At 62.6% G+C, this 22978-nt stretch carries 18 protein-coding genes; 6 read left to right on the top strand and 12 right to left on the bottom strand.

What is annotated here, in order from left to right; translation table 11 throughout:
• Positions 1-56: 56 nt before the first annotated feature.
• The gene (locus AC0L25_RS02760; RefSeq protein ID WP_473594124.1) at positions 57-677 is read right to left on the bottom strand and encodes a hypothetical protein; all 621 of its coding nucleotides are present in this window, start codon (positions 675-677) and stop codon (positions 57-59) included.
• Between AC0L25_RS02760 and AC0L25_RS02755 the strand changes: the two genes are divergently transcribed.
• Entirely contained in the window at positions 660-1661 is a 1002-nt protein-coding gene (locus AC0L25_RS02755) for a GlxA family transcriptional regulator (RefSeq protein WP_029351952.1), read from the top strand. The two genes, AC0L25_RS02760 and AC0L25_RS02755, sit on opposite strands and share 18 nt — an antisense overlap.
• Positions 1662-1740: 79 nt before the next feature.
• On the opposite strand, the gene AC0L25_RS02750 is transcribed toward AC0L25_RS02755, so the two are convergent.
• From AC0L25_RS02750 to AC0L25_RS02705, 10 genes are all read right to left on the bottom strand, one after another.
• Positions 1741-2589, bottom strand: a complete 849-nt coding sequence (locus AC0L25_RS02750) for a DUF1194 domain-containing protein (protein WP_473594102.1) — start codon at positions 2587-2589, stop codon at positions 1741-1743.
• Positions 2590-2817: 228 nt separating this feature from the next.
• Complete coding sequence (locus tag AC0L25_RS02745) at positions 2818-5379, bottom strand: GcvT family protein (RefSeq protein ID WP_473594101.1); 2562 nt, start codon at positions 5377-5379, stop codon at positions 2818-2820.
• Positions 5380-5614: 235 nt separating this feature from the next.
• The gene (locus tag AC0L25_RS02740) at positions 5615-6844 is read right to left on the bottom strand and encodes a hypothetical protein (RefSeq protein ID WP_473594100.1); all 1230 of its coding nucleotides are present in this window, start codon (positions 6842-6844) and stop codon (positions 5615-5617) included.
• A gap of 21 nt (positions 6845-6865) precedes the next feature.
• Positions 6866-8338: an aspartate aminotransferase family protein gene (locus AC0L25_RS02735; RefSeq protein WP_473594099.1), complete on the bottom strand. Its 1473-nt coding sequence runs from the start codon at positions 8336-8338 to the stop codon at positions 6866-6868.
• A gap of 23 nt (positions 8339-8361) precedes the next feature.
• Positions 8362-9369 (bottom strand): NAD-dependent epimerase/dehydratase family protein, encoded by a 1008-nt coding sequence (locus AC0L25_RS02730; protein WP_473594098.1) that lies wholly within the window; start codon positions 9367-9369, stop codon positions 8362-8364.
• A complete protein-coding gene (locus AC0L25_RS02725; protein WP_473594097.1) occupies positions 9366-9815 on the bottom strand; it encodes an EamA family transporter in 450 nt (149 codons plus the stop codon). The genes AC0L25_RS02730 and AC0L25_RS02725 overlap by 4 nt, the downstream gene beginning before the upstream one ends.
• 120 nt (positions 9816-9935) lie before the next feature.
• Entirely contained in the window at positions 9936-11288 is a 1353-nt protein-coding gene (locus AC0L25_RS02720) for an FAD-binding oxidoreductase (RefSeq protein WP_473594096.1), read from the bottom strand.
• Positions 11289-11290: 2 nt separating this feature from the next.
• Complete coding sequence (locus AC0L25_RS02715) at positions 11291-12724, bottom strand: UbiA family prenyltransferase (RefSeq protein ID WP_473594095.1); 1434 nt, start codon at positions 12722-12724, stop codon at positions 11291-11293.
• A gap of 264 nt (positions 12725-12988) precedes the next feature.
• Positions 12989-13252, bottom strand: coding sequence for a hypothetical protein (locus tag AC0L25_RS02710; RefSeq protein WP_023798910.1), 264 nt, complete (start codon positions 13250-13252; stop codon positions 12989-12991).
• A gap of 165 nt (positions 13253-13417) precedes the next feature.
• Positions 13418-15907, bottom strand: coding sequence for a mechanosensitive ion channel domain-containing protein (locus tag AC0L25_RS02705; RefSeq protein ID WP_473594094.1), 2490 nt, complete (start codon positions 15905-15907; stop codon positions 13418-13420).
• A 218-nt stretch (positions 15908-16125) separates the two neighbouring features.
• Here AC0L25_RS02705 and AC0L25_RS02700 point away from each other — a divergent pair, with 218 nt between their 5' ends.
• The 4 genes from AC0L25_RS02700 to AC0L25_RS02685 all read left to right on the top strand — a co-directional run bounded on the left by AC0L25_RS02700 (position 16126) and on the right by AC0L25_RS02685 (position 21370).
• Positions 16126-17385, top strand: a complete 1260-nt coding sequence (locus tag AC0L25_RS02700) for a sarcosine oxidase subunit beta (RefSeq protein ID WP_473594093.1) — start codon at positions 16126-16128, stop codon at positions 17383-17385.
• An 88-nt stretch (positions 17386-17473) separates the two neighbouring features.
• Positions 17474-17770 carry a sarcosine oxidase subunit delta gene (locus tag AC0L25_RS02695; RefSeq protein ID WP_473594092.1) on the top strand — a complete coding sequence of 99 codons (297 nt, stop codon included), beginning with the start codon at positions 17474-17476 and terminating at the stop codon, positions 17768-17770.
• A complete protein-coding gene (locus AC0L25_RS02690; protein WP_473594091.1) occupies positions 17767-20775 on the top strand; it encodes a sarcosine oxidase subunit alpha in 3009 nt (1002 codons plus the stop codon). The genes AC0L25_RS02695 and AC0L25_RS02690 overlap by 4 nt, the downstream gene beginning before the upstream one ends.
• Positions 20768-21370: a sarcosine oxidase subunit gamma gene (locus AC0L25_RS02685; RefSeq protein WP_473594090.1), complete on the top strand. Its 603-nt coding sequence runs from the start codon at positions 20768-20770 to the stop codon at positions 21368-21370. The genes AC0L25_RS02690 and AC0L25_RS02685 overlap by 8 nt, the downstream gene beginning before the upstream one ends.
• Before the next feature lie 22 nt (positions 21371-21392).
• Here the strand turns inward: AC0L25_RS02685 and AC0L25_RS02680 are convergent, their stop codons facing one another.
• On the bottom strand, positions 21393-22097 hold the full coding sequence (locus tag AC0L25_RS02680) for a nitroreductase (RefSeq protein WP_473594089.1): 705 nt from the start codon (positions 22095-22097) through the stop codon (positions 21393-21395).
• A 283-nt stretch (positions 22098-22380) separates the two neighbouring features.
• On the opposite strand from AC0L25_RS02680, the gene AC0L25_RS02675 reads away from it, so the two are divergent.
• On the top strand, positions 22381-22974 hold the full coding sequence (locus tag AC0L25_RS02675; protein WP_473594088.1) for a helix-turn-helix domain-containing protein: 594 nt from the start codon (positions 22381-22383) through the stop codon (positions 22972-22974).
• Positions 22975-22978: the final 4 nt, after the last annotated feature.

The raw sequence follows: 22978 nt of genomic DNA, 5'->3' as shown, positions 1-22978 counted from the left end.
CGCATATGAACGGGCTGCATAGCAGCTCACATTTCGAACTAACGCCTTGTAAGTGATCATAAATATTGGGCGGAATGCCCAAATTTATCGCATTCCGTGTCGCTTTTCATAACAAGTGCTTCGCTTTTGCGATTTAGTTTACCCTCACGTAAGCCTATATCAGCGCCAGCCAACGAGCTGCCCCACTCCATCAAGCGAAGGCGACCCGTCTGAGCAACCGAATGGAGATGATGATGAAGCTTTTTGCCCGCCTTTTTTCTCGCCGTGAAATGAACCTGACGACCGCGCTCGAGCGCCAGCGCCTTGCCAACACCATGCCGGGCCAGACCGGTGCAATGGCCGCCGCGCGCCTCGGCTTCGTCGCCTGATCTGACAAGCTTGCAAGCGGCGCTACCTGCTGCTGCTTCGAAGTTGATCACAGCGCCGCTTCGGTTCTGCCGAGGCGGCGTGTTTTGTATGTGCTGACCACATGCCGCATATTTGCTCAAACCGGCGGGCATGTTGGGGCCGTCAACGCACAGCGATTGCCCATTTGCGACCCATGTCGCAAATAAAGTCTGTCTGTCGCCGCCTAGCCAATTGACAGAAAACGTTTTTCCTGATGTCGCTATGCTGATCGCGACATCCTGTTCGCGCCATTGCAGCGTGAGGGTGACTCTGTGAACGTCGTAAATCATCCGATCAGGCGGTCGTTTGTATTCTTCCTGGTCCCCGATTTCACCATGATCGCCTTTGCAACGGCGCTCGATCCGTTGCGCTCAGCCAACCGGATGCTCGGCTACGAGGCCTACCGCTGGCGGCTCGCCAGCATCGACGGCAAGCCGGTGCGCGCCTCGAACGGCGTCGAATGCGCGGTCAACACCTCGCTGGAGGACGAACGCAAGAAGATGTCCGGCCCCGAACGGCCGAACATGGCGGTCGTTTGCAGCGGCATCAATGTCGAGCGCTACCAGAACAGATCGGCCTTCGCCTGGCTGCGCGAGGAATACAACCGCGGCGTCGCCATCGGCGGCTTGTGCACCGGCGCACATATACTGGCCGCCGCCGGCCTGTTGTCCAACAAGCGCTGCGCCATTCATTGGGAGAACCTGCCGGGTTTTTCCGAGGCGTTCCCGAAGGCCAATGTCTTTGCCGATCTCTTCGAGATCGACCAGAACATCTACACCTGCGCCGGCGGCACCGCGGCGCTCGACATGATGCTGAAGCTGATCGGCGACGATTTCGACGACAATCTCGTCAACCGGGTCTGCGAGCAGGTGTTGACCGACCGCGTGCGCAGCCCGACCGATCGTCAGCGCCTGCCGCTGCGCGCGCGCCTTGGCGTGCAGAACTCCAAGGTGCTGACCATCATCGAATTGATGGAAGCAAACCTGTCCGAGCCGCTATCGCTGATCGAGATCGCCGATCATGTCGACCTGTCGCGCCGGCAGATCGAGCGCCTGTTCCGCACCGAGATGGGCAGGTCCCCTGCCCGCTACTATCTGGAAATCCGCCTCGACCGGGCCCGGCACTTGCTGATCCAATCATCGATGCCGGTGGTCGAAGTGGCGGTCGCTTGCGGCTTCGTCTCCGCTTCGCATTTCTCCAAATGCTACCGCGAGCTCTATGCGCGCTCGCCGCAACAGGAGCGCGTCGATCGCAAGCAGTTGCTGGTCGCGTAGACAAGGCAATATCCTGGGTGGTGTAGACGCCATTGTCTCCCGGCGAGGAGTGCTCGCCAAGTCTACAACGTCCGATGCTCTAGCGGCTGTCGAACATCCAGCTTCGGTCGCGCCACATTTTCTCGCCGACCTGGCAGTCGGTGGCCGGCTTGTCTTGCGCCAGCACCACCGGCGGATCCGCCGCTTCTTCCGCCGCCCATTGCGGTGACGCAGGCCCGGCAAGCTCGAGCACCAGCTTGCGGCGGATCGCTTCGGGAAACTGCGTCCACTCATTGACCGGGATCATGAACGCGCCGGGCCCACCGATGACGCAGTCGGTGTAGTAGCGGTCGAGATAGTTGACGTCGTAGACGCTGGTGAAGCCGCTCCGGGTCATCAGCGGCAGGCCATTGATGGTGATGCCTTGCTTGATCAACCCGTCACGAACCACGTCGACGGGAGCACCTTGATTGTTGGGGCCATCGCCTGAAATGTCGATGACGCGCTTGACGCCCTGAAAGCCGCTTTCGGCGAAGAGATCGCTGCCGAATTGCAAGGCACCGGAAATCGAGGTGCGCCGTGCGCTGTTAGGCGCATGGGCGGAGAGCTGTTCGACCACCCTCTCGGCGTCGGCACGATTGGCGATCACCGTCCACGGCACGATGACGTGCTGCCAGGTCGTGCCGGCCCATTCGACATAGGTGACGGCAATCTTGCTATAGGCGCCTTCGGCTATCGCCTGCAGTACCGTGTCGTGCGTCAGCGCCGCGACATAGCCTTTGCGCTGGATCTCGAGTTCGGCCGGCGACATCGACAGCGAAACGTCGACCGCCAGCACCAGTTCGATATCGACGGGCTCGGCGGCGCGGGATTCCGGCGTCAGCCAATGTACCAGCGCCAGCGCGGCGGCAGCAGAGAGGAGATGTCTTGCGTGGGGAAAGGCAGACATGCCGTAAGGTAAGCGATAATCGTCGCGCCACAAAGCGAAAAGCCCAGCGCCGGGCTAATACATGTCGCCCAAAAATGCGCAGCGGTTTTGGGGTAACGACATGCATAAAAACAAGAACTTAAAGCGCGTCGCATGACTCCCCTCAGACGCGACGCGCTTTAAGTCTTTGCGTTCACATTTTTGCGAGTCCGCCCCTCACCGTCCATTGTGGAAGCAGAGAACCAGCGCTTAGCTGCGTGGATTGAGGTTCTCCGGATCGTAGAGCGGTCTGTAGCCGACGGCGGCCACTTCGACCGGGTATTTCTCGCCGAAATATTCGGCAGTCAGCTTGCGGCCCTCCTGGCAATACGCCCAGGGCAGATAGGCGAGCGCAATATTCTTGCCGATGGTCGGGCCGTAGGCGATCGAGGTCGTGAAGGACCGGCGGCCGAGTTCGTCGACCAGCGTCTCACCCGTTTGCGGGTCCATCACCGGCATCGTGCCGACGGGATAACGGGCAACGCCCTTGGAATCGACATTATCCGTCATGACAAGCGTGCAAAGCATGGCCGGCTGATGCGCGCGGGCGCGATATCCCAGATGCTTTGCCTTGCCGCTGAAATCAGCCTCCTTGACCTTCGGGCGGGCAAGATCGGCCTCCAGCAGATTGTACTCGGTCAGAAGATCTGCGTTCTGCAGGCGCAGGCTCTTCTCCATGCGGCGGCTGTTGGCATAGGTCTCGACGCCAAACGCCATCACGCCGGTCGAACGCAACGCGTCCCATACGGCCAGGCCGTCTTCATAGCGCATGTGCAGTTCCCAGCCCTGCTCGCCGACATAGGAGATGCGGAAAGCGGTCACGTCCTTGCCGGCGATCCTGACAGGCTTAATCGCCGCAAAGGAGAAATTCTCTGGCGTCAGGCCAGCCGGGTCTTCTACGACCTTGCTCAATGTTGCCCGGGCGTTCGGACCCCAGATGCCGACGGTCACGTACTTCTCGGTCACATCGGTGATGGTGACGTCGAACCCTTTGTCTTCGGCCGTCCGCCGCATGTAGTGGAAGTCGCGCGGGCCGGCATCGGCGCCGTCGATGACGCGGCAGCGGTCGGCCATCCGAATGACGGTCAGGTCGGCGCGCACCATGCCCTCGTCGTCGAGGAAGTGGGTATAGATGCCTTTGCCGATATTGCCGTCGCCGCCGATCTTGGCCGCGCACAACCATTCCATCAGCGCGACATGATCCGCGCCTTCCACGTCGTACACGGCGAAATGCGACAGGTTGACGATGCCGCAATCCTCGCTCATGGCGAGATGCTCGGCATTGGAGACGCGCCAGAAATGGCGGTTATCCCACTCGTTTTCGCGCACCGGCACCCGGTTGCCATATTTCTCGAGCAGGTGCTCGTTGGCGGCATAGCCATGGGCGCGCTCCCAGCCGCCGAGCTCCATGAAATAGCCGCCGAGTTCCTTCTCGCGCTCCCAGAAAGGCGAGCGGCGCACGTTGCGAGCCTTGGAGAAGGGCTCGCGCGGATGGACGGCGGGATTGTAGACCTTCATCGCCGTTTCGGTGCAGCGGTCCCAGATGAACTGCTCTTGAGTCTGGTGCGGATAGAAGCGCGAATAGTCGATGGCGTGGTGGTCGATCGACGTCCGGCCGTCCGTCATCCAGTCGGCGATGAGCTTGCCCATGCCGGGGCCGTCCTTGACCCAGATCGCGATGGCATACCAGAGGCCCCGCACCTTCTGGCTCTCGCCCATGGAGGGGCCGCCGTCTGCCGTCACCTGCAGAAGCCCGTTGAAGGAATGGCTCTCATTATAACCCAGTTCGCCCAGGATCGGCGTCAGTTCCATGGCGCGCTCGAGCGGCGCCAGGATCTGTTCCATGTCGAGGTCGCGCTGCGAGGGCGAAAGACGCGCCTGGTTCTTCTCCAGAAGGTCGCGCGGATGGCAAAGGCGCGGATTGGTCTCTTCGTAATAGCCCCATTCGATCTGCCCGCCTTCGGCGGTCTTGGGATCGCCGGTGTCGCGCATGTAAGCCGAGTTGCCCTGGTCGCGCAGCAGCGGCCAGCCGATCTCCTTGCCGGTGCCGGCGAACTCGGTATACGGCCCGAAGAAGGTGAGTGGATGGTCGATCGGCATGACCGGCAGGTCCTCGCCCACCATTTCCGCGATCAACCGGCCCCAGATACCCGCGCAAACAATCACATAGTCGGCTTCGATGGTGCCGCGATCGGTCACCACGCCCTTGATGCGCCCATTCTCGACGATAAGCGACCTGGCCGGCGTGTTGGCGAAGGATTTGAGTTTGCCGGAGGCTTCCGCGTGGTCGACCAGCTTACCGGCGACCGTTTGCGAGCGCGGGATGACGAGACCGGCATCGGGATCCCAGAGGCCGCCCTGCACCATCTCTTCTTCGATCAGCGGGAACTTCTGCTTGATCTCGGCAGGATCGATCAGGCGGGCACGCGTGCCAAAAGCCTTTGCCGAGGCGATCTTGCGCTTGATCTCCTCCATGCGGGCGTCGTCGCCAACACGGGCGACCTCAAGGCCGCCGATGCGGGCGTAATGGCCCATCTTTTCGTAGAAATCGATGGAGTAGAGTGTCGTCCAGCAGGACAGGAAATCATGGCTGGTGGTGTAGCAGAAGTCGGAGGCGTGCGCGGTCGAGCCGATATCGGTCGGGATGCCTGATTTGTCGATGCCGACGATATCGTCCCAGCCGCGCTCGATCAGGTGATGGGCGACCGACGCGCCGACAATACCGCCCAGCCCGACGATGACGACCTTCGCCTTTTCCGGAAACCCTGCCATTGCCCGCGACTCCAAAAGTGCTGCTGCGGGCGCCAGGCGCCCGCTTGATCGGCGCACAATATGCAGGCGACGGCCATCGTGCTACCGCCTGTTTGCGACACGCTGCAGGTGCGGCGCGACCCCGGCGTATGACCCCGAAAAATCGGAACCGATTTTCGCTAGGATCATGAGCAGAAACTAGTTTGAGATCAGCGGCCTCAAGCGAAAATGATGCGCGCCAGGCCTGAGACGGAACTCATGGTTTTTCTCCTGGAACGACATGCAACGCTGCGGGGCGACACCCTTTGATGCTCGCCCACAGCGCCATGAAGGGGCCGGCGAGCAGCAGGAACGGCGGGATCAGATTGGGAAAATAGATGCGGGTGTCGTGGATCGGGAAGATGGCGAACTTCGCCAGCACCCCGAGCACCAATGCCGCAAACAGGATGCCGGCGCGGCGGTCGAGCTTAAAGCCGGCGCGACTGGCTGCATACCACCCCGCCAGAGCCAGCACTGAGACGCCGACCCAACTGTTCAGGCTGACGGCGCGGGCCAGGGAGGCGGCAAAAGCCCGGAGATAGGCGACAGCCGAGAACGGCGGATCGAAGCCGTCCATATTGTAATGCTGCTCGATGCTGGAGAACCACAGATGCGGCCACCAGCCGGGATGCTGCGCCCAATGCGAGATGGCGAAATAGGCGACCAGGGAAGCGGTAAAGCCCGCCAGCGCGCCCCACGCCCTCTGCCTGAAGGCGACCAGCAGTATGGCGAAGATGGCAAGAAGGACGATGTTGTCGGGCCGCGCCATGAAGGCGAGGAAGAGCAGGGTTGCGGTGGCCACTTCGCGACCGCGCACATACGCAAAAAGCCCGCCGAGGAACAGCGCCGAGCACAACAGATCCGGCGTCGCAGCCCGCGCCGCATCGCCGAATTCGGCCATCATCAGCACCGCGCCGGCGAACGGCGCCAGCGCCAGCGCGCCTTCGGACCGTAGCCAGAGCAGCGCGATCGCACCGAACAGCAGCACTGACAACACAGAGACAATGCGCATCGCCTCGACTGGCGACATCACGGAACTCATCGCCGAAAGGATCTCGGCGTAGAGGAACTTGATCCGGTACATGCCGAGCAACGAATGAAAGTCGACGGCATTCGCGGCCATATGACTGCGGAAGCCGCCGCCATCATCAGTCAGTGTCTTGTACTCGCCCGGCGACACGCCAGCCTTGACCGTGCCGTAGGCGTAGTCGTGCAGCGCCTGCACATCGGGATAGGCGCCCTCCTCGGCGATCGCGAGATAGGGCAGCATGTCCCAATTGGCGTCGGGCATGAACCACGACATCGCGGCAGTCAAAAAGATGTAGAGCGCGAAGGCGGTCGCCCCGACCGGTGCGGCAAGACGCGCATAGGTGCCCTCGCCCCATGCCAGACCGGCCTCTGTGAGCCGGTCGAGCAGGTTTGTCGGAACGGGGGATTTGGTCAGCATGGTTTCGCTCAGCGGACCTGGCTAGCGGACCTGGCTTTTGACGAAATCCTTCACGATCGAGACGATCCCGCGCGACAACAGGCTGTCGAGCGCCTCGACAAAACGGTCGACATGTTCGCGCTGGCAGATCAGCGGCGGTTCGAGACGGATGACGTTGCGGTTGTATTCGGTGAAGGCGACGAGCACGTCGTGGTCGCGCAGCAGCAGCGCACCGACGAAACCGGACAAGGATCCCTTCAGCTTCTCGTCAAGCACGCTGACCACAGGCCGCAGCACCATCGGCAGGGTCTGCGAAAAGTCGTGGAACTCCAGCCCGACCATCAAGCCTTTGCCGCGGACGTCCTTGATGATCTTCGGATATTTCTCCCTCAGCGCCTGCAGGCGTTGCAGGAGGTAGTCGCCGGTCACGGCGGCGTTGTCGATCAGCCCCTCGTCGTAAAGCACGTTGAGCGCCTCGATCGAGGTGACGCAGGCCTCGCCCATGCCGCCGAAGGTGGCCATGGCGTGGATCATTGCCGTCTTCGGCGTGCCATAGGCCTTCATGTAGACCTCGCGCCTGGCGATCATCGCGCCGACCGCCGCCTTGCCGCCGCCGAGCGACTTTGCCAGCGCCGTCACATCAGGAACGACGCCGTAATGCTCGAAGGCATAGAAGCGGCCGGAGCGGCCATAGCCGCACTGCACTTCATCGGCGACCCACAGCACACCGTACTGGTCGCACAGCGCACGCAGCTTCTGCCAGTATCCCGCAGGCGCCTGAATGATGCCGCCACCGCCCTGGATGGTTTCCAGTACGATAACGCCGACCTCGGGATCGGAGCGGAACGTGCGCTCGACCGCTTCGATGTCGGCGAACGGAATGCGCACGACATTGTCGGCGACCTTGAAGTCGGCGCGGTAGAGCGCGCCGTCGGTGATCGCCAGCACGCCCTTGGTCTTGCCGTGGAAGGAATTCTCGGCATAGACGATTTTCGGCCGCTTCGGGCCCGCGGCGCGCTCGGCGAGCTTCACCGCCGCCTCCATGGCTTCCGAGCCGGACGATCCCAGAAACACCATGTCGAGGTCGCCGGGCGAGCATTTGGCGAGATTGTGCGCCAGGGCCGCCGCATATTGCGACATGAAGGCGATGGCGATCTCCTGCCGCTTCTCGTCCTGGAACTTTTTGCGCGCATCGAGAAGGCGCGGATGATTGTGGCCGAAGGCCAGCGAGCCGAAGCCGCCGAAGAAATCCAGGATCTTGCGGCCATTCTGGTCGATGTAAAACATGCCTTCGGCGCGCTCGATCTTGATCTTGTGGAAGCCGAGCAGCTTCATGAAATGCAGCTGGCCGGGGTTGAGATGCGCCTTGAACAGGTCGGTCATGCGCGCGACGTCCATGGCCTTGGCCTGCTCGACGCTGATCAGATCAGGCTTGGCGGTGGTGGCGGGCGAAAGCGTCGGCGCGCTGACCGTGGCGCGCGCAGTCGTGTGATCTGGCGTGGTCATGACGGTCATCTCAAGAGTCTCCTGGTGGCCCTTCATTGGGCGGGCACATGTTTGGCGGCGACGGCATGACCGTCTTTCCTAGCGCGGTATTCGCTGTAGGCGGCGATCAGCATGTCCTCGTCGCGATATTGCGGCACCCAGCCGAGCTGGCGTTCGGCCTTGGACACGTCGAGCACGCAATCCTCGTCGGCGATCAGATACTGCTCCGGATCCATGATCGGCATGTTCAAGAGGTCGAGCAGGTCGAGCGTGCGCTTGACCGCCCAGCCCGGTGTCGGAATCAGGATCGAGTTCGAACCGGCATGCCTGATCAGATCGCCAAGCAGTTTCCTGACCGGCGGCGGGTTGAGCGAGCCGAGATTATAGGCCTCATCAGGCACTCCAGCCTTCCAGGCGGCGCGCGCCGCCTCGGCGCAGTCGAACACCGAGATGAACTGATAGGGGTTCCTGCCCGAGCCGATCATCGGCACCGGAAAGTTCCAGTCGATCAGCTTGAACAGTTTTTCGAGGATGCCGAGACGGCCGGGGCCGATAATCAGGCGCGGCCGAAACAGCGAGATCGACATGCCGCGCTTGCGCCATTCGGCGGCCAGCTCCTCGGTCTTCTGCTTCGACCAGCCATATTCGCCGAGCGGCGCGACCGGATGTTCCTCGGTCATCGGTTGGGTGACCGTGTGGCCGTAGATCATGTCGGTGGTGTAGTGGACGAGCCTTGGCGCGCCGGCACTGTCCATCGCTTGCATGATGTGCTCGGTGCCGTGGAAATTCACCGGAAAGAAGAATTCGTGGCGCTTGGCGCGCACCTGGATCGGCGACAGCATTTTCGCCGACAGATTGTAGACCATGTCGTCGGCCTTCAGCCCAACCGAAGCGACCGAGGCCGGATCGGTGACGTCGCACCTGACATATCGGACCGAACGGTAATGCGGCAGGTCGCGCCTGGCGATGTCGGCGACAACCACCTCCTCGCCGTCGGCCAGAAGTTTCGGGGCAAGGTGGCGGCCGACGAAACCGTCGCCGCCGAAGATCACATGTCTCATCGAACGATCCCGCTGGTATGAATCTTGTCGGGGGAAACGGAAGCGGTCTCGCCCTCGTGTCCCTGATCGCCCAAGTCCCGGCCACTTTGGGCGATGAGCACCGTGCCGACGCAGATGAAAGCGATGCCGGCGACACGCCAGGCATTGAGGTCTTCGCGGAAGATGAAATAGGCGAAGACCGCAACCGCGACATAGGCGAGACTGAGGAACGGATAGGCGAAGCTAAGCTCGACCTTCGACAGCACATAGAGGTGCGACGCCATCGAGATGACAAAGGTGCACAGGCCGAGGAAAACCCAAGGGCTGAAGACAATCTGCAATAGCTTCAGCAACGGATTGGTCCCCTCGAAGGAGATCGGACCGAGCGACATCATGCCTTGCTTCAGCATGAGCTGCGCAGCGGCATTGGTCATGACCGTGAACAGAATGAAGACGATGTATCTCATGTTCTTACGCCAACCCTTCAATCGTTCTATTACAAACCTGCAAACATTTCGTGAAGCACAAAGCGATTTAAGCAAATATTGGCCTTATCAATCCGATAACCACGAACTATTCTAATTTATCTATTCTGCGGCTTCGGCGGTTTCGCGCCGAGCTTCGTGTTCTTTCGCCGTTCGCCCCCAGAAACTCGACATGAAGGCGGGGTCGCGGATGGCTTCGAGGCTTTGCCATCCCGGAAACGAAGCGGCGAAAACGTCGACGCCCATGCGAGCGTCCTTGTAAGGATTGACCGCGCCACCGGCCTCGACTGTGATGTGATCGAGCTCCTTCAGCAGCGCCAGCGTCGCCCGGCCACGGTTGGGAAAATCAAGCGTCAGCGTGAAACCCGGTCGTGGGAACGACAGCAGTGCCGGCGAGCGAATCGAGCCGAAGCGCTTCAGAACCGTGAGGAACGAGCCCTGCCCCGCCCGCTTTGCCGCCGCAAGCAGCGCCGGCACAGCCCGGCGCGCGGCCTCTTCCGGCACCACGCTCTGATGCTGGAAAAGCCCGTTCGGTCCGTAGAGCCGGTTCCAGTTGCCGACGCCGTCGAGCGGAAAGAAAAAACTCTGGTAGCCGACCTGGCGCGGCGCGGTGGACCGGCCTTTCTTCCACCGGTAGGCGGCATTGAAGGCAGTCAGGAACGGCCGGTTGAGCACGTTGAACGGCGGCTGGAACGGCACCGAAAGATTTCCGCCGGCACGCAAAGCCGCATGGGAGCCATGCTCGGCGTGATTGCCGGTGAACAGCAGCCCGCGCCCGCGCCTGTGGCCGCCGGCAAGCTGGTCGATCCACGCGACGACGTATTCGTTGGCCTGGTCGGCCGCTTCGGCAAGCTCGAAGAATTCGCCAACGTCGCGGAACGGCGTCGCCGTCTCGACGATGTCGAGCGATGGCACCCGCATCAGCCGGATCGACGCCGACAGGATCAGTCCGGTCAGCCCCATGCCGCCGATTGTCGCCGCAAACAGGCGTGCATCGTCGGTGGCCGAGCAGTAATGGGTCCGTCCATCCGATCTGAGCAACGTGAAGGATTCGACGTGGCAGCCGAAGGTGCCGCGCCGGTGATGGTTCTTGCCGTGAACGTCATTGGCGATGGCGCCGCCGAGCGTGACGAACTGCGTACCCGGAATGACCGCCGGAAAGAAGCCGTATGGCGCTGCATGGGCGATAATGTCGGACAGAAGCACGCCGGCCTCGGCCTCGATCACGCCGGTCTCGGCATTGAAGGCGCGGATACGGTTCAGCGGCCGCATGTCGACGATCATGCCGGCCTCGTTCTGGCAGGAATCGCCATAGGAGCGGCCGTTGCCGTAGGCGAGCAAAGCGTTTCTTGTCGCCTTGCCGCTCTTCAGCAGCGCAACAGCGTCATCCGCCGGGATCACATCGAGTGCCGGTGGCGTGGCAAGACCAAAGCTCTGGAACCGCTCCCCCGCCATGCCTACCAGCCTCCGGCGACCAGAAACACGGCGCCAATGAGCACGACGATCTGGCTGCGCCAGTCGCGGATGATGAAGACGACCGGATCGTCATGCATCTTGTCGCGGCGGGCGAGAATCCAGACGCGTATGGTCAGGTAGAGCACGATCGGTGCCAGCGGCCAGACCAGCCAAGGGTGCGGGTAGAGTTCGCGCACCGCACCGCTGTCCATATAGAGCGCCAGCACCAGCGCCGAGGAAAAGGCCGAGGCCATGCCCGCCTGGGCGACGATCTCCTGGTCTTCGGTGCGGTAGCCGCGGCCGGCAATGCGTTCGCCGGCCGGAATGGCGGTCGAGCGCAGCTCGACGAAACGCTTCACCAGCGCCAGCGACAGGAAAAAGAAGATCGAGAAGGCCAGCAGCCAGAACGAGACGTCGACGCCGGTCGCCGCGGCGCCCGCCAGAACGCGGATCGTGTAGAGACCGGCCAGCGTCAGCACGTCGATCAGGAGCATGCGCTTGAACGACAGCGAATAGGCGGTGGTGATGACTATGTAGCCACCGAGCACGCCGATGAATTCGATCGGCAGCAGAAGCCCTGCACCAACGCCTATTGCCAGCAGCACCATCATGGAACCGAGGCCGAACGGGATCGACAGCGCGCCGCTGGCGAATGGCCGGTTGCGCTTGGTCAGGTGTTTGCGGTCGAGCGCGAGATCGAAGAAATCATTGAGGATGTAGATGGCGGAAGCGACTGCGCTGAACGATACGAATGCCAGCAGGCATTTCCAGATCATGTCGGCGTTGAAGTATTCGTGCGACAGCACCATCGGCACCGCAATCAGCGAGTTCTTCAGCCACTGATGAACGCGCAACATCTTGACGATGGTTCTGAAAGTCGACTTCGGAGCCGGCATCATTTCGGCACCGTGCGTGGCCTGCCAGCGCGCGGCATGGCGGTCGGGCGCGACGACGATTGCCGCGCGCGCGGCGTCGAATACCGTAAGGTCGTGCCGGCTGTTGCCGGCATAGTCGAAGCCGCCATCGCCATAGGCGGCGACAAGCGAGGCGCGCTTTCTGCCTGAGGTCATGTTGTGGGGGCCGTCGGTCGCCAGGACGCGATCGAATATCCCGAGATGTCCTGCGATCGCCTCGGCGAATTTGCGCGGCGTGCCGGTCGCCAGCACGATCTGGCGGCCCTCGCCATGTTCAATGCGAAGGCGCTGAAGCAGCGCCTCGCGGTAAGGCAGCGACGCAGGGTCGATGTCGACGCGTTGAGCGATGGCTTGCTTCAACCGCGCCGGTCCGCCGGCAAGCCAGAATGGCACGAGGAAAATATAGAGCGGATTCTTCTTGAGAAGGATGAACAGGCCTTCCCACAACAGGTCCGTCGCGATCAGCGTGCCGTCGAGATCGACCGCAAGCGGGATTGCGTTCCTGTCCGACCGCGCGTCCATTTTCCGTTGCCCTGCCTAAAGCCCATGATCCCGAAAACCGATTTCTCGGAAGGGATCATGCGCCGATCCAAAACCCGCGCCGTGCTTCGGCGTCTTCGGCTCGATATAACGGGGAACAGCGCAGCGAACGTTAAAACGCCCGGTCTGGCCAGGTTTGCGTGACGGTATTTCCCCCTTCATCGTTAAGTTTCGATGAGCCGAAACGATAAAAGGCCGGGCAGTTGCCCGGCCTACGAAACAAGTCGTCAACGTTGCTTGGCGCGGTTACTTGATACGGGCGACCCCGCCCGAAATTTCGATTGTTTCCGAACCGGTCAGCGCCTCGAGATCACCATTCGGCATGGTAACGAAACAGCCGGTCGGGCAGAATTCCGCCGTTTCGCCGGCGGCCAGCGCCAGCTCCGTCTTGCCACCGCCTTCGGTCACGACCAGTGTGCGGGTCTCGGCGTCCTTGTTGGTCGCGCTGGCGGCGAAGGCTGAACCGCCCACGGCAAGAAAAGCGATGGCGGCGACGAGAGACTTCCACATTTGCAGTATCGGTGTTTCCACCGCCTCTGTTGCATTTCGCAAGGCATTCTCGCCCTTTGCATGTGAGCTTATATGAGATGCAAGCTGAACGGCAACTGAATGCCGCATTCATGCCGCAATTGCTTTCGCTGTGTCGAAAGCCGGCCTCACCTCAATCTTAATGTACTAATCGGGATCCGGCTTGCGGACCTTACGCCCGGATCTAGCCAGGCGTTTCGTCTCGGCCGCGGCTTCAGCCGCCGCGCGTTCCTGTTCGGCGAATTCGGCCTCGATCTGATCGTCATCGATCGGCCACGCTTCATGCTTCTTGGTCTCGATGACGGCGCGCGGCGCCGATGGAATTTCGATATGCTGGTCGGCGAACTCATCGAGGACGGCAAACCGGATGTCGTTCTGCACGATGTTGCCGTTCATCACGTCGGCCAGGAACACACGGATTTCGAATTCGAGAGCGGCCGGCCCGAAATTGGTGAACAGCACGAAGGGTTCCGGATTTTTCAGCACCAGCGGATGGCCGCGCGCAATCTCCAACAGGACAGCATGAGCCTGCTTGACGTCGCTGCCGTAGGCAACGCCGACCTTGATGTCGATGCGCCCGAGCTTGTTGCGGTGTGTCCAGTTGCCGACGGCATTGTTAATCAGGTTTGAGTTGGGCAGGATCACCGACTGGCGCTGGAACGTCTCGATCTCGGTAGCGCGCACACTGATCTTCTTGACCGTGCCGCTGATGTCACCGGCGACGATCCAGTCGCCGACCTTGAACGGCCGCTCGGCCAAAAGGATCAGACCGGAGACGAAGTTGGAGACGACATTCTGCAGGCCAAAGCCGATACCGAGCGATAGGGCGCCGGCGACAAGCGCCAGATTGGAGAGATCGATGCCCGCCGCCGAGACGCCGACGAGTGCTGCGAGCGCCACCCCGGCATAGCCGACCGCCAGCCGGATCGAGTTGCGCACGCCGGTATCGACTTTGCCGCGCGCCATCACCGAGCCGTCGAGCCAGCCCTGGAACCAGCGCGTCAGGAAATAGCCGATTATGAAGACAACGATGCCGGTCAGGATGCCGGTCACCGAGATCGTCACCGAGCCGATGGTGAGGCCCGTCGCCAGCTTGTAGCCCCAGGCCTGGATGTCGCCGGGCTGGAAGCCCCACATCAACAGGATCAGCGGCAGGAACACCAGCACGATCATCAGGTTGATGGCGACGCTGACAACCAGGCCGAGCTGGTCGAGCGCGGACTCCTCATAACTGGAATTGGTCGATAGCCAGCGCCCGATCGATGTGTTGGCAAAGCCACCTTCCTCGCTGATCGCCCGCGCCGACAGGAAGCCGATATAGGCGGTGACCAGAATGGTGCCGGTGACCACGACCTGCAGCGAGACGAAGATGGCAAGGCCGATATAGCCGAGCAGCGCCGCGGCGATGGTGAAAAGGCCGATCGCGACGGCCGTGTAGCGCAGCCACGCCGGCCAGGGACGCCAGCTTCCGTCGGCGGCCTTGAACGGTTTCAGCAGCCCCATCAGGATCAAGATGACGCCGACGATAAGGGTGGCGACAAAACTTCTGGCGATGGTCAGCGACAGCGGCGAGCCCATCTTGTCGTTGACGACCGACAGGAAATTGTTGACGCCGATCACCACCGCCATGGCGGTCGTCAGCCGCACCAGCCAGCGTGCCGGGCCGGTTTCAACGGGTATCAGCCGCCAGTTCGGCAGCCGCGGCTCCAGCGCCGCATTGGCCAGCCGGTTGACGCAGAACACCACCGCGATGACCCCGACCAGCGCATTCAGGAAAACGCCAATGTCGCCGCGTAACACGTTATAGTAGTTGAAAAAGAACACGGTCGAGACCAGGAAGACGCCAACCGCCAGCGTCGGCAGCAATGTCGACCAGAACGCCACCGACAGCCGGCTGAGATAGGAGGGATCTTCGACGGAAGGGTCAGCTTCGAAGACACGCCCGAACAGGCGCCGCCCACCGACAAAAAGTACCGCCGCCAGGGAAAGTGCCGTCAAGGTCGCGGCCAGCACGGCCTGGAACTTGAACTTGAAGGCGAAGGTCAGCCACGATGACACCGCCTTGTAGAAGCCGGTAAATTCGCCGTTGGCATCGGAAATGACCTCGGGGCTCAGAGCGTCGGACAGGACGTAGCGCTTGGTGAGCAGATTGCGAAACAGCTCGCTGCGCATATTGGCGATCTTGGCGATGAGGCCGCTGATGCGGATCGACAGATTTTGCGCCGCGGCGATGACAGCATTGATCTCGGCCTTTTCGGACGCCAGCGCCTGGCGTTCGCTGGTCACGATCTCGGGTTCGGGCGGCTGGCCCGCGGCCGGCGGCGCCCCGAGCTGATCGAGCCTTGCGTTGATCTCCGAAAGGCGCGGGCGGAAGGCAAGCGCGCTGTTCAGCGCACCTCGCGACATTTCCTCGAGCTGCAGGCGGATATCGACAAGGCTGGCGTCGTCGTCACCATCCTCCTGGATTTTCTTTTCGAGATTGTCGGTCCTTGTTGTCAGGTCCTGCAGGATTTTCTGCTGGTCGGCGACGACCCCGGACGCAGCCTGGTCAAGCTCCTGCGCCGCCGCATCAAGCGACAGCGGCGCCGAGGCAACGATCGCCAGGACCAGAACGAAGCGGAGCAGTCGGAAAAGCATGATCGTTTGGCGACTCACAGGCGGCAAGGCGTTCTAAAGCTCGTCCTTGATAAAGACGCTCATACCGGGGAGCAAGCCGTCCCGCTCTGCCCGTCGATTTCGGAGTCGGCCAGTCGAAAAGCAATGGCGCAATATTGGCTTTGCGGCAGCGGCCTGCTCTATAGTGTGCCGCATCGCCCACAACGGACGACAAAAAGCCAGAACGGATAACAAGAAGAATGGCGGAATATTCGGCCTTCTCGCTTCTCAAAAACGCGCTGACCGGCAACAAGGACTGGAAACCGGCCTGGCGCAAGCCGGCCCCGAAGGCGTCCTATGACGTGATCGTCATCGGCGGCGGCGGCCATGGCCTGTCGACCGCCTATTATCTCGCCAAGGAGCACGGCATCACCAATGTCGCGGTGCTGGAGAAGGGCTGGCTCGGCTCCGGCAATGTCGGCCGCAACACGACAGCCGTTCGCTCCAACTACCTGCTGCCTGCCAACACGCGCTTCTACGACCATTCGATGAAGCTGTGGGAGAACCTGTCGCACGACCTCAACTATAACGTCATGTTCTCGCAGCGCGGCTGCCTCAATCTCGCGCACACACCCGCCCAGCTCGACGATTTTGCCCGCCGCGGCAATGCCATGCGCCATCTCGGGGTCGACGCCGAACTGATGACCACGGCCGAGATCGCGCGCCTGGTGCCGGCGATTGACGTCTCCGCCACAGCGCGCTTCCCAATCGTCGGCGGCCTGATGCAGCGGCGCGCCGGCACCGCCCGCCACGATGCCGTCGCCTGGGGCTATGCGCGCGGTGCCGACCGCCGTGGCGTCGACATCATCGAGAATTGCGAAGTTACCGGCTTCCTGCGCGATGGCGACCGCATATCAGGCGTGTCGACGTCGCGCGGCGAGATCCGCGCCAGGAAAGTGGCGGTCGCGGTGGCCGGCAGCACCGGGCAAGTCATGCGGCTCGCCGGCATCGATACGATGCCAATCGAGAGCCATGTGCTGCAGGCCTTCGTGACGGAGTCGCTGAAGCCGTTCATCGATACCGTCCTGACCTTCGGCATGGGCCATTTCTACATGTCGCAGTCGGACAAGGGCGGCCTTGTCTATGGCGGCGATCTCGACGGCTACAACAGCTACGCACAGCGCGGCAGTTTGCCTGTTGTCGATGAGGTGATGAGCGAGATGCTGGCGCTGTTTCCGGGTCTCGCCCGCGTCCGCATGCTGCGCTCCTGGGGCGGCGTCTGTGACATGTCAATGGACGGTTCGCCGATCATCACCATCGGTCCGCTGCCGGGCATGTATCTCAACTGCGGCTGGTGCTACGGCGGCTTCAAGGCGACGCCGGCCTCCGGCTGGTGCTTTGCCTGGACCATCGCCAAAGACGAACCGCACGACTTCAACGCGCCCTTCACGCTGGATCGCTTCCATCGCGGCCTGGTGATCGACGACAAGGGCCAGGGCGCAACGCCGCGGCTGCATTAGACCATGACCCCGAACCGAAGGTCAGCGTAGCAAAAAGTGGAAATCGGTTTTCGGCCAAAATCATGGTCAAACAAGAAGATACAATCGCATGCTGATCACCTGCCCCTATTGCGGCCCGCGCGACGTCATCGAGTTCACCTACCAAGGTGACGGCAACCGCGAGCGCCCTCACCCCGCCTCGCAAAACCTCGATGCCTGGAACGCCTATGTCTACAACAGGTTGAACCCGGCGGGTGACCACAACGAGATCTGGCAGCATTCCGGCGGCTGCCGCGCCCATCTCAGGGTCGTGCGCAACACGCTGACACACGAGATCTCCAGCGTCGCCTTTGCGCGCGGCGACCACAAAGTCGCTGCTCGGCACAAGGCGGAGGGCAAGCCATGAGCCCGCGCCGCACCGATGCCGGTGGCCGGATCGACCGGCTGCGAACCATCCGGTTCACCTTCGACGGCGCGCCCCACACCGGCCATGTCGGCGACACGCTCGCTTCGGCGCTGCTGGCCAACGGGGTCACCCTGTTCGGGCGCTCGTTCAAATATCACCGCCCGCGCGGCGTGCTGACAGCAGGCGTCGAGGAACCGAACGCCCTGGTGACGGTGCTGCGGGGCGAGGTTCGCGAGCCGAACATCGCCGCGACCATGGTCGAGATCTATGACGGGCTGACCGCTGTCAGCCAGAACCGCTTTCCATCGCTGGCCTGGGATATCAGCGCCGCCAACCAGCTCGGCGGCAAGCTTCTGTCCGCCGGCTTCTATTACAAGACCTTCATGGGACCCGCGATCGGCCCGCTGAAGAGCACGCGTTTTTGGATGTTCTGCGAGCATTTCATCCGCCGCGCCGCCGGTCTTGGCCGCGCCGGGACCGCTGCCGACACGGCACGTTATGAGCGGATGAACGCCTTCTGCGATGTGCTGGTGGTCGGCTCCGGTCCGGCCGGACTGATGGCCGCCAGGGCAGCAGCCGATCAGGGCGCGCGTGTCATCCTCAGCGAGCTCGAACCGCATTTCGGCGGCTCGGCCAATTGGTCGGGCGAGACGATCGACGGCATGCCGGCCGCCGATTGGGCAGCGCGAGCCGCCGGCCAGCTCGAAGGCTATGACAATGTCCGCCTGCTGCCGCGCACCACGGTCTGGGGCTACTACGATGGCAACACGCTCGCCGCGCTCGAACGGGTCACCGATCATAAGGAGAGGCCCGGCAAGGGCGAACCGCGCCATCGCTACTGGACCATCCGCGCCAAGTCGGTGGTGCTGGCCACCGGCTCCTTCGAGCGGCCGCTGGTGTTTCCGGGCAACGACCGGCCGGGTGTGATGCTGGCGCATGCCGCCGAGCGCTACGCCAACGAGTACGGCGTGCTGCCGGGCAACAGGATCGCGCTGTTCACCAACAATGACAGCGCCTATCGCTCCGCCCTTGCACTGAAGAAAGCCGGTGCGGCGATCGTCGCCATCATCGACGTGCGGCCGGAGCTTTCGAGCGAGATGCGCGAATTCGCCGATGAAGCGGAGGCCAAGAGCCTTGCCGGTCACGCCGTGGTCGCCACCGAAGGCGGCAAGGCGCTGTCCGGCATCAAGGTGCAGCGCTTCGACATGGCCAACGGCGCGCTTGCCGGCGACACGCGCAGCATTCAAGCCGACTGCCTGCTGATGTCGGCAGGCTGGTCGCCGACCATCCATCTGGCCAGCCAGGCCGGCGCAAAGGCGGAATGGAACGAGGCGTTGCAGGCCTTCCTGCCACCGAAGGCGACGCAGCGATGGCCAACACAGCAATGGATTGGCGCCGGCGCCTTCACCGGCAGCTTTTCCACCGCCGAGGCAATCGTCGAAGGCCGCGCCGCCGGCCTTTCCGCGGCGGGTGGAACGGGCACGCCAGCCGCCCTGCCGGTCGTTGAAGCCGTCCCAGGCGATCCCGATCCGGCACCGGTGTTCGAGATCAGGGCCGATGGAAAAAGCTTCGTCGATTTCCAGCACGACGTGACCGCGGAGGATGTGCGGCTTGCGCATCGCGAAGGCTTCATCTCGGTCGAGCACCTGAAGCGCTACACAACGCTGGGCATGGCGACCGACCAGGGCAAGAGCTCTAACATAGCCGGCCTCGCCATCATGGCCGAAGCGTTGGGCAAGCCGATCCCCGAAGTCGGTACGACCCGTTTTCGTCCGCCTTTTTCGGCCGTGTCGATCGGCTCGCTGGCCGCCGAGCGTTTCGGCGACCTGAGGCCCGAACGGCTGACTCCGATGCATGACTGGCACGTCGCCAACGGCGCGACCATGTATTCGGCCGGCCTCTGGTATCGCCCGATGATCTACGGGCTTTCAGGCGAGACGATCGAGCAGGCCTATGTGCGCGAAGCCAGGACGACGCGCGAGAGCGCCGGCATCGTCGATGTCTCGACACTGGGCAAGATCGCCGTACAGGGTCCGGACGCGGCGGAATTTCTCGACCGGGTCTACACCAACATGTTCTCGACGCTGGCCGTCGGCAAGGCCCGCTACGGGCTGATGCTGCGCGAGGACGGCCTCGCCTTCGACGACGGCACGACATGGCGGCTTGGCGAACAGGACTTTTTGATGACCACCACCACGGCCAATGCCGGCAAGGTGATGCAGCACCTGGAATATTTCCTCGACGTCATCTGGCCGGAGCTGAAGGTCCACGTCACCTCGGTGACCGACCAATGGGCGGGTGCGGCGATCGGCGGGCCAAAGGCGCGAGCCATTCTTGCCGCTTGCGTCACCGGAACAGCGGTAGACAACGCCACCTTGCCTTTCATGGGCATCGTGCACGGCAAGATATCAGGGGTGCCGGTGATGATCTGCCGGCTTTCCTTCTCAGGCGAAATGGCCTTCGAAGTTTACTCCGGCGCCGGGTACGGCACCCATGTCTGGGAAGCGTTGATCGAAGCCGGCAAGCCGTTCGGACTGGTGACTTACGGGCTTGAGGCGCTGGGCACGATGCGCATCGAGAAAGGCCACGTCACTGGCGCCGAGATCGACGGCCGCACCACGGCGCGCGACCTGCATCTCGACTGGATGCTGTCCAAGAAGAAGTCCTTCATCGGCTCGGCGATGATGGATCGCGAGGGCCTGATTGCGCCCGGCCGTCTGGAACTCGTCGGCCTGATTTCGCTGGACAACCAGCCGCTCAACGGCGGCGGGCACATCGTCGAGGCGCTTGACGAAGCCGACCCGCACGATTCCATCGGCCACATCACCGCTTGCTGTTATTCGCCGGCACTCGGCAAGTACATCGCGCTCGCTTTGGTCAAGGACGGCAAGGCACGGCGCGGTACGCGCGCCCATATCTCCGATCCCCTGCGCAACCGGTTCGGCCCGGTCGAGATCGTCTCCAACCACTTCTTTGATCCGGATGGGAGCCGCATGCATGGTTGAGCGCCAATCACCGCTTGAGCCGGCACCGCTTGAGCCGGAACTGCGTACCGGCTCGCACGGCGATTTCGAACACGGCATCGAGGTCATCCTCTCCGAAACCAGGCCGGGATCGATCCTGCAGCTCGCTGCCTGGCCGGGCCAGGAGAAGGAGTTGATCGCCGGTATCCGCACCGTTACCGGCCTTGCGCTGCCCGATGGCGCCGGCGCTGGCAGCACCGACGGCGTGAGGTCGGTGTTCGGCTTTGCGCCTGGAAAATTCACTGTGGTCGATGAGGCAGAAGGCCTGGCATCGGCCTTTGCCAATGTCGTCACCCCGGCGATCGGCACGGTGACCGACCTGTCGCACGGCCGCACCGCGATCCGCATCGCCGGACCGAAGGCCGAATGGGTGCTGGCGAAATTCTTCGCCATCGACTTCGCGCTGCCGGCCTTCCCGGTCGGTGCCGGCCGCTCGACCATGCATCATGACGTCTTCGCCCAGATCCAGCGCACCGGCGCCGACCAGTTCGACATCTATGTATTCCGCTCATTTGCGCGCTCATTCTGGAAGGCGCTCTGCCATGCCAGCGAGGAAGTCGGTTACGAGGTACAGTAGACCGAGACGGCGTATCGTTGCCTCACGTGGCGAACGTCACCCACTCCTCCAACGGCGCACGGTCGGTGCGGAACTCGTTTTCGGGCTTGGATGTGTCCTCACGGCCAAGCGCCATGCCGCAGACGACGATCTCCTCCTCGGGAATGTTGAGCACCGGCCTGATCTGCTTGTGATAAGGTGCAAAGGCCGCCTGCGGGCAGGTATGCAGGCCCCTGCCCCGCGCCGCCACCATGATGTTCTGCAGGAACATGCCGTAGTCGATCCACGACCCCTTGTTCAGCCGCCGGTCGACGGTGAAGATCATGCCGACCGGCGCGTCGAAGAAGACGAAGTTGCGGTCGTGCTGCGCGCGCATCCTGTCTACTTCGCGCCGGCCGATGCCGAGCACGCTGTAGAGGCCGAAGCCGTTGGCCCGCCGCCGGGTGAGATACGGTTCGAAGAACTGGTCGGGATAGTAGCGATATTCGTCCCACTCGGCCTTTTCGGCGCGGATGCCGGAGTTGAGGATGGCGTCGGTGATCCGCTGCTTGACCTCACCCTTGGTGACGTAGACCCGCCAGGGCTGCATGTTGGTGCCCGAAGGTGCACGCGCGGCAACCGAGAGAATGGCGCGGATCGTCTCGTCGTCGACCATATCGGGCAGAAAGGCGCGCACCGAACGTCGCGACGTGATCGCCTCGTCGACGATCGCTGCACCATCTTTAGTTGTAGTCCTGTTGTCCAGCATGGGCGTCCCTTTGCGCGTGACCCGAAATCCGGAATCGATTCCGGAAAGGATCATGCGCCGTCCAGAAAATGAGAGAGCACCATTACCAGTCCAATTTCACGCGTGGCGCTCTATCGCAAGCCTCGACCGGGCGCCCTCACTCGCCGTTCGTGGCCGAGCCTTTGCCTGAACCGCCAAAATGGCGCAAGCAAATCTTGTGGCCTCATGAAAATCCTTTGATTTTTTCACGAACTTGACCTCTCATGAAATTTGCCCCTAATTTTTCACCAGAGAAATTTTCACCATGGCTTTGCCCTCAACCGCCGTCCGATCGGAGCAGGAAAACCGCGAACGGCTGCTGGCCGGCGATATCAGGGCGCTGCGCCGGGCGCGCGGTCTGACGCTTACCGAGATCGCCCTGAAGCTCGGCCGCTCCGTCGGCTGGGTCAGTCAGGTCGAGCGCGGCCTGTCGATGCCATCGCTCAGCGATCTCAGAGCCTTCGCGGAATTGTTCGGCGTGCCTGTCAGCCTGTTCTTCAGCCACGACGTGCCCGTTGAGAACGAGCGCGGCGTGGTCGTGCGCGCCGGCAGCCGCCGCACGCTTGGCACAAGCGATTCTGGCCTGGTGGAGGAGCTTCTTTCGCCCGATCTTGGCGGTAGCTTCGAGATGCTGCGTTCGGTCTTCGCGCCGGGTGCTGAGCTGAAGACCGAGGCGCGCCGGCCGACGGAAGAAGCCGGATATGTCGCTTCCGGCAGCTTCGACATCGAGATATCAGGCGTCTGGCACCGGCTTGGTGAGGGCGACTCTTTTCGCTTCGACGGCAAGCCGTTCCGCTGGCGCAATCCTGGAGCGGAGCCAGCGGTAGTCATCTGGGTGGTTTCGCCACCTGTTTACTAGAGGT

Source organism: Mesorhizobium sp. WSM4813 (genome assembly GCF_055811555.1).
Note: the sequence above shows the minus strand (reverse complement) of the source record. Positions and strands in the feature narration are given on the sequence as shown.